The following is a 16,597-nucleotide window of genomic DNA, read 5'->3' on the forward strand; positions in this document are numbered from 1 at the left end:
GCCTGCGTCGCCGATCGGGCCCGGGCCTCCGGGAGCCGCTCGTGCAGAAGTGGGCACCCGAGACTTCCCTCAAGCAGAGTTACGTAAGGATTTCCACGTGGTTTACGCAGTAGTGCGCGCCGGCGGCCGTCAGGAAAAGGTCGAGGTCGGGACGATCATCACGCTCGACCGTGCCAAGGCCGACGACAAGGGCAACATCGACCTCGCCCCGGTGCTCCTCGTGGACGGTGACAAGATCACGTCGGCGGCTTCCGAGCTCGCCAACGTGACCGTCACCGCCGAGGTGCTCGAGGACCTCCGCGGTCCGAAGGTCATCATCCAGAAGTTCAAGAACAAGACCGGGTACAAGAAGCGTCAGGGTTTCCGCGCTGAGCTGACCCGCGTCAAGATCACCTCGATCGCGTAAGGCGGGAGTAGAAGATGGCACACAAGAAGGGTGCGAGCTCCACTCGCAACGGTCGTGACTCGAACGCACAGCGCCTCGGCGTGAAGCGCTTCGGTGGCGAGGTCGTCAACGCCGGCGAGATCATCCTCCGCCAGCGCGGGACCCACTTCCACCCGGGCGCCAACGTCGGCCGCGGTGGCGACGACACGCTGTTCGCCCTCTCGGCCGGTTCGGTCGAGTTCGGCACCAAGGGCGGCCGCAAGGTCGTCAACATCGTCAACGCGTAACACCACTGACGATCTGACTCTGCGGGAGGGGCGGGCCACGTGCCCGCCCCTCCCGTTCTTTCTTTGCAACACCTAGGAGTGGACCCATGGCGACCTTCGTCGACCGCGTGACCCTGCACCTCAGCGCGGGCAACGGTGGCAACGGCTGCGTGTCGGTCCGCCGTGAGAAGTTCAAGCCCCTCGCCGGCCCCGACGGCGGCAACGGCGGGGACGGTGGTGACATCGTGCTCGTCGCTGACCCCAACGTGACGACGCTGCTCGGCTACCACCGTTCGCCGCACCGTTCCTCGAAGAACGGGCAGCCCGGCATGGGCGACCACCGGAGCGGCATCAGCGGGGAGACCCTCGAGCTGCCCATCCCGATCGGCACCGTCATCCACGACGAGGACGGCGAGGTGATCGCCGACATGACCGAGCCGGGCATGCGCGTCGTGATCGCCCCCGGCGGTCAGGGCGGCCTCGGCAACGCGGCGCTCTCGACCACGAAGCGCAAGGCTCCCGGCTTCGCGCTCCTCGGGACCGAAGGGTGGGCCGGCGACGTCAGCCTCGAGCTGAAGACCATCGCCGACGTGGCCCTGGTCGGGTTCCCGAGCGCCGGCAAGTCCTCGCTCATCGCCGCGATCTCCGCCGCGAAGCCGAAGATCGCCGACTACCCGTTCACGACCCTCACGCCGAACCTCGGCGTCGTCGAGTCCGGTTCCGTCCGCTTCACCGTCGCCGACGTCCCCGGCCTGATCGAGGGCGCGTCCGAGGGCAAGGGCCTCGGCCTCGAGTTCCTCCGTCACGTCGAGCGCTGCGAGGCGCTGCTGCACGTCATCGACTGCGCCACGCTCGACCCGGGCCGCGACCCGATCACCGACCTCGACGTGATCCTCGGCGAGCTCGCGCGCTACCCGGTCCCAGAGGGCCAGGTACCGCTGCTCGAGCGTCCGCAGATGATCGCGCTCAACAAGGTCGACGTGCCCGAGGCCGCCGAACTCGCCGAGTTCGTCACCGCGGAACTCGAATCGCGTGGCTACCGGGTCTTCCCGATCTCCACCGCGTCCCGCAAGGGCCTGCGCGAGTTGACGTTCGCGCTGGCCGACGTCGTGGAGCAGGCACGCGCCTCCCGGGCCGCCGAGCCGGTGCCGGAGCGCATCGTGCTCCGTCCCAAGGCGGTCGACGAGAAGCCGTACACGATCCGCGCCGAAGGCGGGGAGGAGCACCGCTTCTACCGCATCCGCGGATCCAAGCCGGAGCGCTGGGTGCAGCAGACCGACTTCACCAACGAAGAGGCGATCGGCTACCTCGCGGACCGCCTGGCGAAGCTCGGCGTCGAGGACGGCCTGTTCAAGGCCGGAGCCGTCGCCGGGTCCACCGTCGTCATCGGTGGCGACGGCGGCACGGTCTTCGACTGGGAGCCGACCCTCACCTCGACCGCCGAGCTCATCACGAGCGCGCGCGGGACCGACTCGCGCATCGGGGCGACCTCGCGTCCGACCCGCAACGAGCGCCGCGAGGAGTACTTCGAGCGGATGGACGCCAAGGCCGCAGCCCGTGCCGAGCTCGAGCAGGAGCGCATCGCCGGCCTCTGGGTCGACGACGACGACACCGACGGCACCGTCGCCACCGACGCATCGGTGACCGGCGCGTCGGCGACCGGCGCGGACCAGAGCGACAGGGACTGACCGCAGCATGACCGACACGACCGCGCGCACCGGCCTCGGACCCGTCACCCGACGCGAGGACATCCCGCGTGCGCGGCGGATCGTGGTCAAGGTCGGGTCGTCGTCGGTCAGCGGGGACAACACCGGGCAGATCGCTGCGCTGGTCGACGCCCTCGCCGCAGCGCACGCCCGGGGGACCGAGGTCGTGCTGGTGTCCTCTGGTGCCATCGCGACCGGGTTCCCGTTCCTCGGACTCGAGGGGCGGCCGGACGACCTGGCCACGCAGCAGGCCGCGGCGGCCACCGGCCAGAACGTGCTGATGTTCCGGTACCAGAAGGAACTCGACCGGCACGGGGTCGTCGCCGCGCAGATCCTCCTGACCGCGGGGGACCTGCAGAACCCGACGCACCGGGTGAACGCGCAGCGGGCCGTCGACCGGTTGCTCACGCTGCGGGTGCTGCCGATCGTGAACGAGAACGACACCGTCGCCACGCACGAGATCCGCTTCGGTGACAACGACCGGCTCGCGGCCCTGGTCGCGCGCCTGCTCGGGGCCGACGCCCTCGTGCTGCTCTCCGACGTCGAGTCGCTCTACACGCGGCCGCCGGAGCAGCCCGGCGCGACGCCGATCTCGCTCGTGCCGTTCGGCGACGAGCTCGCCGGGGTGACCTTCGGGTCGATCGGGGCAGCCGGCGTGGGGACCGGGGGAGCGGGGACGAAGGTCGCTGCGGCACGGCTCGCCGCCGAGGCCGGCACCGCCGTGCTCGTGACGGCGACGGCGCTCGTCGAGCGGGCGCTCGCGGGTGACCAGGTGGGGACCTGGTTCGAGGCGGCTCCGCGCTCCTGAGCGCGTTCCGTCCGGCTGGGCGCGCTGGTCGGCGCGCGGTCGGCGAGGTCGCTCGATGTGTCGCCGCACGTGACGGCTCGCGGCGTGTCGTGCGACCTCGGCGCTCGGCAGGCGGCGTGTTGCGCGACTTCGTCGCGTGTCCGGACTGGAGGCGCGGCTCGGCCCCGGCGTTCGGCGCGCCCTGGTGCGGTCGGCACCCTGGTGCGGTCGGCGAGCGGGTGGAACACGTCCCGCTCGGCGCGGACCGTTGACCGTTCTCGCCCGGTCGGCGGACGTGAGCGGCACGTCGTGACCGCTCGACGGCGGACACGCCCGCTTGTTCCGGGGCGCTGCCGATTCGAGGACAGGCGGCCGGTCCCTCCACAGGAGGTGCGCCTCCAGGCCGAGTCCACAGGCGGACCTGACCACCGTCATGCGGCGAGGGCCCGCGCCTAGAATCGAGCCATGTCGCTGACCGCCCCCGCACCGACCCTGACCGACAGACTCGTCGCCGCGAGGGACGCCTCGTCGGCCCTCGCCACGGCGACCACCGCGGTGAAGGACTCGGCGCTCCTCGCGATCGCCGCCGGGGTGCGTGCAGCGACGGACGAGATCGTCGTGGCGAACCACGGTGACCTCGTCGCCGGCGAAGAGGACGGCCTGTCCTCGGGGTTGCTCGACCGTCTCCGGCTCGACGCCGTGCGGATCGACGCCCTCGCGGCCGCGGTCGAGCAGGTCGTCGGGCTCACCGACCCGGTGGGGCAGCACGTCCGCGGGTCACGGCTGCCGAACGGCCTGCAGCTGACCCAGGTCCGGGTGCCCTTCGGCGTGGTCGGCGCGATCTACGAGGCACGCCCGAACGTCACGGTCGACATCGCGAGTCTCGCGCTGAAGAGCGGGAACGCCGTCGTCCTCCGCGGTGGCTCTGCGGCGCAGCGCACGAACGCGGTGCTGGTCGCCCGCATCCAGGACGCCGTGGCGTCGGTCGGGCTGCCGCGCGCGCTGGTGCAGACCATCGACGAGTTCGGGCGGACCGGCGCGACCGAGCTCATGCGCGCCCGTGGGCTGGTCGACGTGCTCATCCCGCGAGGGAGCGCCTCGCTCATCCAGACCGTCGTCACCGAGTCCCAGGTGCCGGTGATCGAGACCGGGGCCGGCGTGGTGCACGTCTTCCTCGACGAGTCCGCGCCGCTCGACCGCTCCGTCGACATCGTGCTGAACAGCAAGGTGCAGCGGCCGAGCGTGTGCAACGCCCTCGAGACCCTCCTGGTGCACGAGCGGGCGGCGGAGCGCCTGCTGCCGGTGCTCGCCGACCGGCTGCGCGCCGCCGGTGTGACGCTCCGCGGCGACGAGGCCACCCGGGTCATCGTGCCGGGCGTACTGCGCGCGACGGACGACGACTGGGCGACGGAGTCGATGGACCTCGACCTGTCGATCCGCGTCGTGCCCGACGTCGACGCAGCGATGGCGCACATCGCCCGGTGGTCGACGCGCCACACCGAGTCCATCGTCACGAACGACGTCGACACGGCCGAGCGCTTCCTCGCCGAGGTCGACTCCGCCGTCGTGATGGCGAACGCGTCGACCCGGTTCACCGACGGCGGCGAGTTCGGTTTCGGTGCCGAGGTCGGGATCTCCACCCAGAAACTGCACGCTCGCGGCCCGATGGGGCTGCCCGAACTCACCAGCACCAAGTGGCTCGTGCGCGGGCAGGGCCAGATCCGCGGCTAGACTGAACGGCGAATTCCCCCGACCGAACGGAGCATCGGACACATGACCTTCCTCGCTGAAGCCGCTGAGCACGCCTCTGGCGTCCCCGCGTACGTCTTCCCGCTCTGCGGCGCGCTGTTCTTCGCGTTCCTCGGTTTCGTCACCTGGAGCTTCCGCGACGTCGCCTACCGTCACTCGCAGAAGTTCGAGGCCACTCGCCACCACGAGACGGGTGTCGACGAGTTCGGTCACACCAAGATCTGACCTGCCACTCCATGCTCGAGAGCACGGGGCGGCCACGCATCGGTGTGATGGGTGGCACGTTCGACCCGATCCACAACGGTCACCTGGTGGCCGCGTCCGAGGTCGCGCGCGCGTTCGAACTCGACGAGGTCGTGTTCGTCCCCACCGGTCAGCCGTACATGAAGTCCGGCGTCACCGACGCCGAGCACCGCTACCTGATGACGGTCGTGGCCACCGCGTCCAACCCGATGTTCACCGTCAGCCGGGTCGACATCGACCGTCCGGGCCCGACGTATACGGTCGACACGCTCCGCGACCTGCACGCTCAGCGGCCCGACGCGCAGCTCGTCTTCATCTCGGGCGCAGACGCCGTCCAGCAGATTGTCGACTGGAAAGACCATGATGGCCTCTGGGACCTCGCGCACTTCGTCGCCGTGACGCGTCCGGGACACGCCTTGAGCATCACCGGATTGCCCGAACGAGACGTAAGCTTGCTCGAAGTTCCCGCGCTGGCGATATCGTCGACCGATTGCCGCGACCGGGTGAGACGCGGTTTCCCCGTGTGGTACTTGGTCCCCGACGGCGTCGTCCAGTACATCTCCAAGCACCATCTGTATCGGAGCGTTGCATGAGTTCGTCCGACGCGCAGCCGCCTCTGTCGCGGCGCGAGGCGCGCGAGCGGGAGCGTGCCGCCGCGGCCGGTGCGCAGCCCGTCACGCCGCCACCGACCGTCGCGGCACCGGCCGACCCGGCGGGAGCCCGCAGTCGTCCCGGGTCGCACGTCGCGCCCGCACCGGGTGCCCCCGCGCAGTCCGCCAAGCCGTCCTCGGCCGCCGCGCCCGTGTCGGCGCAGTCCGCCGAGCCCGTGTCGGCGCCGACCGCTGCGGCTCCCGCTCCGGTCGCGTCCTCACCGTCCGGCGTGCCGTCGGCCCCGCCGGCGTCCGCCACCGAGATCGTGCCCGGCAGCGGTGGCCTCACACGCCGTCAGATCCGTCAGATGCGCGCGGCCGAGGGGCAGGCGATCCAGCCGGTCCCGCTGCAGAACCCGACGCCGCAGTCCTCGGACCGCACGGTGCAGGACGTCCTCGGTTCGGTCGACGCGCTCCAGGTCGACCCCAACGCCGACGCGAACGCCGAGCCCGAGGGCTCAGCCGCCCAGGAGCCCGCCGCCGAGACCGTCGTGCTCGACCAGGCCGCCGTCGCCCAGGCGACCGAGGCCGACGGCTCGCCCGACGCCATCGAACCCCTCGAGGCCGCGGCGGCCCACGCCGAGGAGCCCCGTCGACACCGCTCGACCTGGGCCCCGCCGGACGCCGACGCGACGGACACTGCCGTGCCCGACACCGCCGTGCCCGACACCGCTGCGCCGGACTCCGCTGCGCCCGATGGTGCTGCGCCCGGAGCCGGTGCCACGGACGCCCCGGCCCGCGAGACCCCTGCTGACGATGCTGCCGCTCCGCCCCTGCCGACGTCGGCCTCGAGCGTCGCGTCGTCGACCCCGGCGGTGTTCCCGCTCTCCCTCGACGAGGACGACACCAACGAGGTCCCCGTGCTGGCCGCTCCGGGCACGACCCCGGCTGCCGCCCCGACGTCGGCTTCCCGACCGGTGAGCGCGCCGACCTCCGCCCCGCGGGCCAGCGGTGCGCCTGCATCGGAAGCGCCGCGTGTCCCCGCCTCGTTCCAGCGACCGACCGAGCCGAAGCCCGTCACGACGGCCTTCGAGCCGCCCGTCGGCCACTGGTCGCAGCAGGCGCACGACTCCCACGACGCCGAGGTCCACGACACCGAGACGGGCACCCGTCGCGTCGCGGTGACGAACACGAACGCGATCATCCTGCCGAACTCGGCCCTCGCTGACCCGACCGGTGCGCTCAACGCCACCGGCGAGGTCATCCTCACCGGTTCGATCGACCTGCCGGCCTCGCTGTCCTCGACCGGGTCGCACCGGCCGATCGACGGAGCCGAGGTCGACCGACTGCTCGAGCAGCACGACGAGCAGCCCGACACGGACGCCAGCCCGGTCCGTGCCAGCCGCGCGGTGTCGAGCCACACCTCGACCCGTCAGGTGGTCCTGGCGGCCGCGAAGCCGAAGGAGTCGCGCACGCCGCTCATCCTCGGCGTCACGGTCGGGGCCGTCGGCGTCGCCGCAGCAGCGGTGATCATCGTGGCCCTCGTCACCACCCACACGTTCGGCGGCTAGACCCCGCCATCGACACCCGCCCATCGGACCCCCGTCGGTCGCGGCCTGGCCGCCGTCGGTGGGGTGGCTTATGATCGGGACCCATCAAGCGATCCGGCACCCTGCCGGTTCGACGACCGGAAGGAATCCGTGACCGCCTCCTCACGTGCACTGGAACTCGTGCAGATCGCCGCACAAGCGGCCGACGCCAAGCAGGCCGAGGACCTCGTCGCCCTCGACGTGACCGGGCCGCTGCAGCTCACCGACGTGTTCCTGCTCGCGACCGGCCGGAACGAGCGCAACGTGCTCGCCATCGCGGACGAGATCGAAGAGCGCCTCCTCGACGCCGGGGCCAAGCCGCTCCGCCGTGAAGGCCGGAGCGAGGGCCGCTGGGTCCTCATCGACTTCGGCGACATCGTCGTGCACGTCTTCCACGAAGAAGACCGTCAGTACTACTCGCTCGAGCGCCTCTGGTCGGACTGCCCGACGATCCCGCTCGAGCTTCCGGTGGACCACACCGCCTAGCCGCGACTCGCCCGGGTGGCGTCGACGATTTCGTCACCCGGCGATCGCATGGTGTACGCTTCTATGGTGCCTCCGGGGAACTGGTCGGCACGAAAGCAGTACGAACGGGTCTGTGGCGCAGCTGGTAGCGCACCTGCATGGCATGCAGGGGGTCAGGGGTTCGAGTCCCCTCAGATCCACCAACAACCCCCGCGGTTCCTCGGAACCGCGGGGGTTTCGTCGTTCCCGGGCACTTGTCCCGGCACCCGTTCCGGCGCCCGCAGCGGTCCCGCTACGCTGAGCGCATGAGCAGCGACGCCCCCCTCTCCGGTTCCGCCCTGACGATCACCTCGGCCGGCTACACGGCCGAGATCGCCTCGGTGGGGGCGACCCTGCGGGCGCTCCGGCACGAGGGGCGCGACCTGGTGGTGCCGTTCGACGCCGACGAGGTCCGACCGGCCTTCCGCGGCGCCGTCCTCGCACCGTGGCCGAACCGGGTCGTCGACGGGACGTACACGTTCGGGGGCGTCGAACACGAGCTCGCGCTGACCGAGCCGAAGCGCCAGCACGCCCTGCACGGCCTGGTCGCCTGGACCGACTTCCGCATCGCCGTGCACGAGCCGGACCGTGCGGTCCTCGCGACGACGGTGCCCGCCCAGTTCGGCTACCCGTTCCGCGTCGAGGTGCTCGTGGAGTACCGCGTCGACGCCGACGGGCTGCACACCACCGTCACCGGCACGAACACGGGCGACGACGCCGCGCCGTGGGGGACCGGCCCGCACCCGTACCTGGTGGGCGGCGAGGGCCGGGTCGACGACTGGACCCTCACCCTGCCGGCCGCGCAGGTGCTCGAGGTCACCGAGGACCGGCTCATCCCGACCGGGCTCGCGCCCGTGCACGACGAGTTCGACCTGCGGACCGCGACGCGCATCGGCGACCGGTTCATCGACCACGCGTACACCGGCTTCGACCGCGACGCCGAGGGCGTCGCCACGATCGTTCTGACCGCGGCGGACGGGCGCGGCGTCCGGGTGTCCTTCGGGCCCGAGTGCCCGTGGGCGCAGGTGCACACCGCGGACCACGTCGTGCCGGAGTACCACCGCGCCGGCCTCGCGGTCGAGCCGATGACCTGCGCGCCGGACGCCTTCAACGCCGGTGCCGACTCCGGGCTCGTCGTGCTCGAGCCGGGCGCCTCCCACGCGGCCTCGTGGACGATCGCAGCGGTCTGACCCCAGCCCGCGCCGGGGCACCGGCCCGGCCGTCGGTCCGCATCGTGGTGCGGCGGCTGCCGTCGACGCCCGACCTCGGCTCGCTCGCGGCCGACACCGCCGACGACGTCGTCTGGCTCGACTCCTCCCTGCCGGACGGCTCGCCGCTCGGCGCACGTGCGCGGGCACGCTGGTCCGTTCTGGCGTGGACGGACGGTCCGTTCGCGGCACGGTTCCGGCACCAGGACCGGCGGGCCCGGATCACGGCGGCCCCGGCGTCCGATCGGTGGTTCGGGGCGCCCCGGCACGAGGACCGGTCGGCGTTCGACGTGCTCACCGACCTGCTCGCGTCCACCCCGGAGTTCGCCGAGCCGATCACGGGGTGCGGGTTCGCGCTCGGCTGGGTCGGGTTCCTCGGCTACGAACTCGGCCGTGAGTCCGGCGCCGTCGACCGCACGGCGGACGGGCACGCGGACGCCGACCTGCGCTTCACGGACCGCGCCGTGGTGGTCGCGGACGACGGAGCCGCCTGGGCGCTGGCGCTGGTCGCCGACGCGGAACCGGCGGCCAGTGCCGCGAACCGGGCGTGGACCGAGACGGTGACCGCGTCGTCGACGGGAGCCGACGTCGCGGAGGGCGAGCCGCGCCTCCAGGCCGACACGGCGGCGACCGGACGCGTGACGCGCGCCGCCTACGAGACGGCCGTCGAGGCGTGCCGCGCGGAGATCCGCGAGGGCAACGCGTTCCAGGTCTGCCTCACCACCGCCTTCGGGCTGGCTCCGGCGGCGGGCCTGGAGGCGCGGGTCGGCTCCGCCACGGACCCGCACCTGGTCGAGTACCTGCGCCTGCGCAGGGCGGACCCCGTGCCGTTCGGTGCGTACCTGCGGCTCGGGCCGCTGCGGGTGGCGAGCCGGTCGCCGGAGCGGTTCCTGCGGATCGAGGCCACCGGTGCGGTGTCCGCGGAGCCGATCAAGGGCACCCGGCGGCGGCTCCCGGACCGGGCGGCGGACCGGGCCGTGCGGGACGAGCTCGCGGCGAGCGTGAAGGACCGCGCCGAGAACGTCATGATCGTCGACCTGCTGCGGAACGACCTGCTCCGGACGGCGGTGCCGGGGTCGGTGCACGTCGACCGGCTCTGCGACGTCGAGACCTACGCGACCGTGCACCAGATGGTCTCGACCATCGGTGCGGTGCTGCCGGAGGGTGTCTCGCGGGCGGCCGTCGTGCGCGCGGCGTTCCCGCCGGGGTCGATGACGGGTGCGCCGAAGCACAGCGCGATGGCGATCGCGGACCGGCTCGAGGGCGCGCCCCGGGGCGTGTACTCGGGCGTGATCGGGTACTTCTCGGCGAGCGGGGCGGTCGACCTGTCGGTGGCCATCCGCACACTGGTGACGGTGGTCGACGAGGACACCGGTGCCGTCCGGTCACGGACGTTCGGTGCCGGCGGCGCGGTGACGTGGTCGTCGGTGGCGGCGGACGAGGCGGACGAGGTGGAGACGAAGACCCGGTCGGTGCTCGCCGGGGTGGGGGCCGTCGCGCGCTGGTAGCGGCGTGTCTTTCGGACTCATCGGCGTGTCGAACGCGTGTTCGACTTAGTTGTCCACAGGATGTCGGTCCTCGTTGACATCATCGAACACATGTTCGAATATGAGGGCATGCAAACGGCGACGGCACTCCAGTCGTCCGGGGCTCCGCCGGAGTCGACCGGACGCTCCGGGTCTGCCCGGCCGGTGCGCCGCGTGGACCACCTGGGCGATGCCCGGGTGGCGCTCGAGCGCATCACGTCGCTGCGGTCGCGGGTCGCCGAGATGGAGTCCACGCGCGTCGACACCGAGGGGCTCCCCACCGCCGAGGCGCTCGCGCCGCTGCTGCCGGGCGGCGCGATCCGGGTGGGCGGGTCCTACGCCGTGCAGGAATCGGTGCTCCTGGCCATCACCATGCTGCAGGCCGCCTCCGCGGCCGGGGCCTGGTGTGCCGTCGTGGGGGTGCCGTCCTTCGGCGTCGAAGCGGCCGCCGCTGCCGGCATCGACCTCGAGCGGCTCGTGCTCGTCCCCGACCCGGGCGACCAGTGGCTCACCGTGACCGCGGCGCTGGCGGACGTGGCGCAGATCGTCCTCACCCGTCCGCTCGGCCGGGTGGTGCCCGGGGACGTCTCCCGGCTGTCGGCACGGCTGCGCCAGCGCGGCGGGGCGCTCGTCGCGCTCGGGTCGTGGCCCGGGGCCGACGTCACGCTGCGGGTGACCAGGTCGGAGTGGAGCGGCATCGGGGACGGCCACGGCTTCCTGACGGAGCGGCGGGTCACGGTGTCGGCGAGCGGCCGGGCCGGGGCCGGGCGTCCGGTGGACGCCGACCTGCTCCTGCCCGCGGCGGACGGCACCGTGCGTGCTGCCGTGCCCGCGGGTGCCGCTGCCGGTGGTGGCTCGACGTCCGTGCTGCGTCCCGTGGCGGTGGCGTCGTGAGCCCCCGTGGCGGTGGACGGACCCGGACCGCCGGGTCCCGGGTCACCGGGGCACTCGCCGGGTCCGGGGCGCCCGATGCGCGGTCGATCCGCGCCGACGCACTCGCTCGCGGGGGTGCGCTGCCCGAACCCCCGCCGACCCGGACGATCGTGCTGTGGTGCCCGGACTGGCCGGTGATCGCCGCCGCCCGCGCCGCCGGCGAGCCACCGGAGCGCCCGCTCGCCCTCGTCGCGAAGGGGCAGGTGTACGCCAGCTCCGCCAGTGCCAGGCAGCACGGCGTCGTGCGGGGCATCCGCGTGCGCGAGGCCCAGGCGCGCTGCCCCGAGCTCGTCGTGCAGCCCTACGACGACGCGCTCGACCACCGGGCGTTCGAACCCGTCATCCGTGCGGTCGAGGCAGCTGTCCCCGGCGTCGAGGTCCTCCGACCCGGCACCATCGCGCTGCGCTCCCGTGGCCCGGCCCGCTACTACGGCGGGGAGCGCGCCGCGGCGGCCACCCTGGCGGGCATCGCCGCCGACCACGGTGCACCGGGGGTGCGGGCCGGGGTCGCCGACACCCCGTTCGCCGCTGAGCAGGCCGCACGTGCCCGACCGGTGCGCCCCGGGGAACGCGTCCGGATCGTCCCCGTCGACGGATCGGCACCGTTCCTGTCCGGGTTGCCGCTCGGGGTGCTCGGGGACGCCGACCTCGCGATGCTGCTCGGTCGGCTCGGCATCGCGACCCTGGGGGAGTTCGCCGCGCTCGGCGACGAACAGGTGCGCGACCGGTTCGGGCCAGCCGGGGCGTTCCTGCACCGGCTCGCCGGCGGCCGCGACCCGCGCGAGGTCGCTGCGCGGAGCGTCCCACCGGAACTCCGGGTCGAGGCCGCGTTCGAACCGCCACTCGACCGTGCCGACCAGATCGCGTTCGCGTTCCGGCGCTCCGCCGACGACTTCGCCGAACGGCTGCGGGCGGCGGGGCTCGTCGCCACCACGATCCGGGTGGGCATCGTCGACGAGCGGGACATCCTGCTCGAACGCACGTGGGTGCACCCGCGGTGGTTCGACGCCGCCGACGTGGTCGACCGGGTGCGCTGGCAGCTCGCCGGCGGGGTCGACCCGACCGGGCTCGAGGCGCCCGTCGTCTCGGTGGTGCTCGAACCCGTCGCGGTGGACGACATGGCGAACCACGAACGCGGGCTCTGGGGGACCGGACCCGACGAGCGGGTGCACCACGCGCTCGCCCGCGTGCAGGGGCTCGTCGGGCACGACGGTGTCGTCACACCGCGGGTCGGCGGCGGTCGCACCCTGGCCGAACGGGTCGTGCTCGTGCCGTGGGGCGACGCCCCGGTCGGCGGCGAACGCGCCCTGGCGACCGTCCGTGACCGCCCGTGGCCCGGCAAGCTGCCCGGACCGCCCCCGGCGACCGTGCTCGACCGTCCGCGCCCGGTGGACGTCGTCACCGCCGACGGCGGCACCCTCGACGTCGACGACCGCGGGGCGCTGACCGGCGTGCCCGAACGCTTCCGCGCCGAGGGGGAGCGCGGCGGCCGGTTCGGGTCCGTGACGGCGTGGGCCGGGCCGTGGCCGCTGGTCGTGCGCTGGTGGGAGGCCGGTGGGCGGCGGCTCCACCGACTGCAGCTCGTCGACGCCGAGGGGCGTGCGTGGTACCTGGTGCTCGCCGACCACCGCTGGTGGGCCGAAGCGGTGGCGACGTGAACGGCCGGACCGGAGGACACCGCTGATGGGCTACAGCAACCCGCCGATCCCGTGGTCGCAGTTCGAGCGTGCCCTGTCCGACAAGCGGAGCCCGGGCAGCACGCACGACGGCGACGGCGGCGACAGCCCCGCATGGTCCCGCAAGCGCGAGCCCTACGCCCCGGCGACCCCGCCGGTGATCGACGGCGGCAACGTCCCGGTGGTGCCGTACGCCGAACTGCACGCGCACTCGACGTTCAGCTTCCTCGACGGCGCGAGCGGACCGGAGCACCTCTTCGAGGAAGCCGCACGCCTGCACCTGCACGGCCTCGCGCTCACCGACCACGACGGCTTCTACGGCGCCGCGCGGATGGCCGAGGTCGCCGAGGCGTACCCGACCGTGGCGACCGTGTACGGCACCGAGCTGTCCCTCGGGCTGACCGAGCCGCAGAACGGCGTCCCCGACCCGGAGGGCACGCACCTGCTGCTGCTCGCCGACGGGCAGGAGGGCTACCACCGACTCGCCGGCGCCGTCACCAGCGCGCACCTGGCCGCCGGGGCCGAGAAGGGGCGGCCGCGGTACGACCTCGACGACCTCGCGGCGCGGTCGGACGGGCACTGGCGTGTCCTCACCGGGTGCCGGAAGGGTGCCGTCCGGCAGGCGCTCGAACACGGTGGCGAGTCCGCGGCCGAGGACGCCCTCCGTGCCCTGCTCGACCGGTTCGGCACCGCCGGCGTCGTGGTCGAGCTCATCGACCAGGGCGACCCGATGGACACCACCCGGAACGACGCCCTGGCCGCCCTCGCCGCGAAGCACGCGCTGCCGACCGTGGCCACCGGCAACGTGCACTACGCCACCCCGGACCGGTTCCCGGTCGCGACGGCCCTCGCCGCGGTCCGGGCACGGCGGAGCCTCGACGAGATCGACGGGTGGCTGCCGGCCGCGCCCACCGCGCACCTGCGCTCCGGCGTCGAGATGGCCCGGCGGTTCGCCCGCTGGCCCGGAGCCGTCGAGCACAGCGTGACCCTGGCCGACGAGCTGGGCTTCCGGCTGAAGACGGTCAAGCCCGGGCTGCCGGACATCGACGTCCCCGAGGGGCACAGCACGATGTCCTGGCTGCGGGAGCTCACCTGGCGCGGTGCCCGCCGGTTCTACCCGGGCAGCGCCGACGGGGTGGACCCGCAGAAGCGGGAGCGCATCGAGCGCGAGCTGTCGGTGATCGAGGACAAGGACTTCCCCGGCTACTTCCTCATCGTGCGGGACATGGTGCAGTACGCCCGCGACCGGGGGATCCTGTGCCAGGGCCGCGGGTCGGCGGCGAACTCGGCGGTCTGCTACCTGCTCGAGATCACCGCGGTGGACTCCATCCGGTACGGGCTGCCGTTCGAACGGTTCCTGTCGGCGATGCGCGACGAGGAGCCCGACATCGACGTCGACTTCGACTCCGACCGGCGTGAAGAGGTCATCCAGTACGTCTACGAGAAGTACGGCCGGTTCAACGCCGCCCAGGTCGCGAACGTCATCACCTACCGGCCGAAGGGCGCCGTGCGGGACATGGCGAAGGCGCTCGGGCACAGCCCCGGGCAGCAGGACGCCTGGTCGAAGCAGGTCGAGCGGTGGGGGTCGGTGACCGAGAGCCAGGACCACGACATCCCCGACGCCGTGGTCGACATGGCGCAGCAGGTCCTCGGGTTCCCGCGGCATCTCGGCATCCACTCCGGCGGCATGGTGCTCACCGACCGGCCCGTCGGCGAGGTCGTGCCGATCGAGCACGCCCGGATGGACGGTCGGACGGTGCTGCAGTGGGACAAGGACGACTGCGCCTACATGGGGCTCGTGAAGTTCGACATGCTCGGGCTCGGCATGCTCGCCGCCCTGCAGTACTCCTTCGACCTGGCCGACGAGCACTGCGGGGAGCGCTGGGACATGCACTCGATCCCGAAGGAGGAACAGGGCGTCTACGACCAGCTGTGCCGAGCGGACACCATCGGCGTCTTCCAGGTGGAGTCCCGGGCGCAGATGGGCACGCTGCCCCGGCTGCTGCCGCGACGGTTCTACGACCTCGTGATCGAGGTCGCCCTGGTGCGTCCGGGGCCGATCCAGGGCGGCGCGGTGCACCCGTACATCCGACGTCGCACCGGCGAGGAACCCATCACCTACATCCACCCGTCGCTCGAACCGGTGCTCGAGCGGACCCTCGGTGTGCCGTTGTTCCAGGAACAACTGATGCAGATGGCGATCGCGGTCGGCGGGTGCTCGGGGGACGACGCCGATCTGCTCCGGCGCGCGATGGGGTCGAAGCGCGGGCACGAGAAGATCGACCGGCTCCGCGAGAAGCTCTACGCGGGGATGGCGGCGAACGACATCCACGGCGAGGACGCCGACGCCATCTACGCGAAGATCCAGGCGTTCGCGAACTTCGGCTTCGCGGAGAGCCACTCGATCAGCTTCGCCCTCATCGTCTACGCGAGCGCGTGGATGCGGTTGCACTACCCGGGGGCGTTCCTGGCGGCGTTGCTCCGGGCACAGCCGATGGGGTTCTACTCACCGCAGACGCTCGTGGCGGACGCCCGGCGCCACGGGGTCCAGGTGCTGCGACCGGACATCCTGCGCTCGGGCGTGGACGCCACGCTCGAGCCGCTGCCCGACGGGGAGCGTGCGACGACGGGCGACGACACCTGCCTGGACACCGAGCAGGCCCCGGTGCTGCCGTTCGACAAGGCCCTGCCCGACGACACCGCCCGGCACCGTCGCGACGGTGCGTTCGCGGTCCGGCTCGGCCTCGCCGAGGTGGCGTCGCTCGGACGGAAGAGCGCCGAGAAGATCGTCGCCGAACGAGACGCCCACGGCCCGTTCACGGACATGTCCGACCTGGCCCGCCGGGTCGGCCTCACCACGGCGCAGCTCGAGGCGCTCGCCGCCGCCGACGCGTTCGCCGCGCTCGGGGTGGACCGCCGCGGTGGCATGTGGTCCGCCGCCCAGGCCGCCGCGGAGCGTCCCGACCAGCTGCCGGACACCCAGGTCACCGTGCAGCCGCCGCTGTTCGGGCAGATGACCAGCGGGGACGTCCTCATCGCGGACATGTGGTCGACGGGGATGACGACCGACGACCACCCGGTCCGGCACGTCCGTGACGGACTCGTCGCCCGCGGGGTGCTCAGCGTGCAGGACACCGCCACCGCCGAGTCCGGCCGGCGGGTCGAGGTCGGCGGGATCGTGACGCACCGGCAGCGTCCGGCGACGGCGTCGGGCATCACGTTCATGAACGTCGAGGACGAGACCGGGCTCGTGAACGTGATCTGCAGCGTCGGGGTGTGGGGACGCTACCGACGGGTCGCGCGCGAGGCGCCGGCGATCATCGTGCGGGGCATCCTCGAACGGTCGCCGGACGGGGTCGTGAACCTGGTGGCGGACCGGATCGAGCACCTGTCGCTGTCGGTGCGGACGCGCTCGCGGGACTTCCAGTGATCGCG

Annotated in this window: 14 protein-coding genes and 1 tRNA gene; all 15 read left to right on the forward strand. The window is 72.9% G+C overall.

Annotated elements, in window-relative coordinates; translation table 11 throughout:
• The first annotated feature begins 97 nt into the window (after positions 1-97).
• On the forward strand, positions 98-406 hold the full coding sequence (gene rplU, locus BIU96_RS16825; protein ID WP_071293761.1) for a 50S ribosomal protein L21: 309 nt from the start codon (positions 98-100) through the stop codon (positions 404-406).
• A 14-nt stretch (positions 407-420) separates the two neighbouring features.
• Positions 421-672 (forward strand): 50S ribosomal protein L27, encoded by a 252-nt coding sequence (gene rpmA / locus BIU96_RS16830; protein WP_022905368.1) that lies wholly within the window; start codon positions 421-423, stop codon positions 670-672.
• A gap of 86 nt (positions 673-758) precedes the next feature.
• Positions 759-2,339: a GTPase ObgE gene (obgE, locus tag BIU96_RS16835; protein WP_071293762.1), complete on the forward strand. Its 1,581-nt coding sequence runs from the start codon at positions 759-761 to the stop codon at positions 2,337-2,339.
• A 7-nt stretch (positions 2,340-2,346) separates the two neighbouring features.
• Entirely contained in the window at positions 2,347-3,165 is an 819-nt protein-coding gene (gene proB, locus BIU96_RS16840) for a glutamate 5-kinase (protein WP_254786224.1), read from the forward strand.
• 444 nt (positions 3,166-3,609) lie between these two features.
• Positions 3,610-4,875, forward strand: a complete 1,266-nt coding sequence (locus BIU96_RS16845) for a glutamate-5-semialdehyde dehydrogenase (protein WP_071293763.1) — start codon at positions 3,610-3,612, stop codon at positions 4,873-4,875.
• Between the two features lie 42 nt (positions 4,876-4,917).
• Complete coding sequence (locus tag BIU96_RS16850; protein ID WP_071293764.1) at positions 4,918-5,118, forward strand: hypothetical protein; 201 nt, start codon at positions 4,918-4,920, stop codon at positions 5,116-5,118.
• Positions 5,119-5,129: 11 nt separating this feature from the next.
• Complete coding sequence (gene nadD, locus BIU96_RS16855) at positions 5,130-5,729, forward strand: nicotinate-nucleotide adenylyltransferase (protein WP_083403021.1); 600 nt, start codon at positions 5,130-5,132, stop codon at positions 5,727-5,729.
• Positions 5,726-7,297, forward strand: a complete 1,572-nt coding sequence (locus tag BIU96_RS16860) for a hypothetical protein (RefSeq protein ID WP_071293765.1) — start codon at positions 5,726-5,728, stop codon at positions 7,295-7,297. Before nadD ends, BIU96_RS16860 begins: the two co-directional genes overlap by 4 nt.
• Positions 7,298-7,426: 129 nt before the next feature.
• Positions 7,427-7,801 carry a ribosome silencing factor gene (gene rsfS / locus BIU96_RS16865; protein ID WP_022907296.1) on the forward strand — a complete coding sequence of 125 codons (375 nt, stop codon included), beginning with the start codon at positions 7,427-7,429 and terminating at the stop codon, positions 7,799-7,801.
• A 106-nt stretch (positions 7,802-7,907) separates the two neighbouring features.
• Positions 7,908-7,983: transfer RNA gene (locus BIU96_RS16870), tRNA-Ala, on the forward strand.
• 102 nt (positions 7,984-8,085) lie between these two features.
• Positions 8,086-9,009, forward strand: a complete 924-nt coding sequence (locus BIU96_RS16875) for an aldose 1-epimerase family protein (RefSeq protein WP_071293766.1) — start codon at positions 8,086-8,088, stop codon at positions 9,007-9,009.
• A complete protein-coding gene (locus BIU96_RS16880) occupies positions 8,988-10,535 on the forward strand; it encodes an anthranilate synthase component I family protein (protein WP_071293767.1) in 1,548 nt (515 codons plus the stop codon). The genes BIU96_RS16875 and BIU96_RS16880 overlap by 22 nt, the downstream gene beginning before the upstream one ends.
• A gap of 90 nt (positions 10,536-10,625) precedes the next feature.
• The gene (locus BIU96_RS16885; RefSeq protein WP_175477593.1) at positions 10,626-11,447 is read left to right on the forward strand and encodes a hypothetical protein; all 822 of its coding nucleotides are present in this window, start codon (positions 10,626-10,628) and stop codon (positions 11,445-11,447) included.
• Positions 11,444-13,144: a DNA polymerase Y family protein gene (locus BIU96_RS16890; protein WP_254786225.1), complete on the forward strand. Its 1,701-nt coding sequence runs from the start codon at positions 11,444-11,446 to the stop codon at positions 13,142-13,144. The genes BIU96_RS16885 and BIU96_RS16890 overlap by 4 nt, the downstream gene beginning before the upstream one ends.
• A 25-nt stretch (positions 13,145-13,169) precedes the next feature.
• On the forward strand, positions 13,170-16,592 hold the full coding sequence (locus BIU96_RS16895; RefSeq protein ID WP_071293769.1) for an error-prone DNA polymerase: 3,423 nt from the start codon (positions 13,170-13,172) through the stop codon (positions 16,590-16,592).
• Positions 16,593-16,597 lie beyond the last annotated feature (5 nt).

The organism is Curtobacterium sp. MCBA15_008 (assembly GCF_001865065.1).
Classification (GTDB): domain Bacteria; phylum Actinomycetota; class Actinomycetes; order Actinomycetales; family Microbacteriaceae; genus Curtobacterium.

What these genes read in the sequence shown, in the direction of transcription:
- rpmA (WP_022905368.1), top strand. Translation starts at nt 421, where the DNA reads ATGGCACACAAGAAGGGTGCGAGCTCCACTCGCAACGGTCGTGACTCG.
- obgE (WP_071293762.1), top strand. Translation starts at nt 759, where the DNA reads ATGGCGACCTTCGTCGACCGCGTGACCCTGCACCTCAGCGCGGGCAAC.
- proB (WP_254786224.1), top strand. Translation starts at nt 2,347, where the DNA reads ATGACCGACACGACCGCGCGCACCGGCCTCGGACCCGTCACCCGACGC.
- BIU96_RS16845 (WP_071293763.1), top strand. Translation starts at nt 3,610, where the DNA reads ATGTCGCTGACCGCCCCCGCACCGACCCTGACCGACAGACTCGTCGCC.
- BIU96_RS16850 (WP_071293764.1), top strand. Translation starts at nt 4,918, where the DNA reads ATGACCTTCCTCGCTGAAGCCGCTGAGCACGCCTCTGGCGTCCCCGCG.
- nadD (WP_083403021.1), top strand. Translation starts at nt 5,130, where the DNA reads ATGCTCGAGAGCACGGGGCGGCCACGCATCGGTGTGATGGGTGGCACG.
- BIU96_RS16860 (WP_071293765.1), top strand. Translation starts at nt 5,726, where the DNA reads ATGAGTTCGTCCGACGCGCAGCCGCCTCTGTCGCGGCGCGAGGCGCGC.
- BIU96_RS16875 (WP_071293766.1), top strand. Translation starts at nt 8,086, where the DNA reads ATGAGCAGCGACGCCCCCCTCTCCGGTTCCGCCCTGACGATCACCTCG.
- BIU96_RS16885 (WP_175477593.1), top strand. Translation starts at nt 10,626, where the DNA reads ATGTTCGAATATGAGGGCATGCAAACGGCGACGGCACTCCAGTCGTCC.
- BIU96_RS16895 (WP_071293769.1), top strand. Translation starts at nt 13,170, where the DNA reads ATGGGCTACAGCAACCCGCCGATCCCGTGGTCGCAGTTCGAGCGTGCC.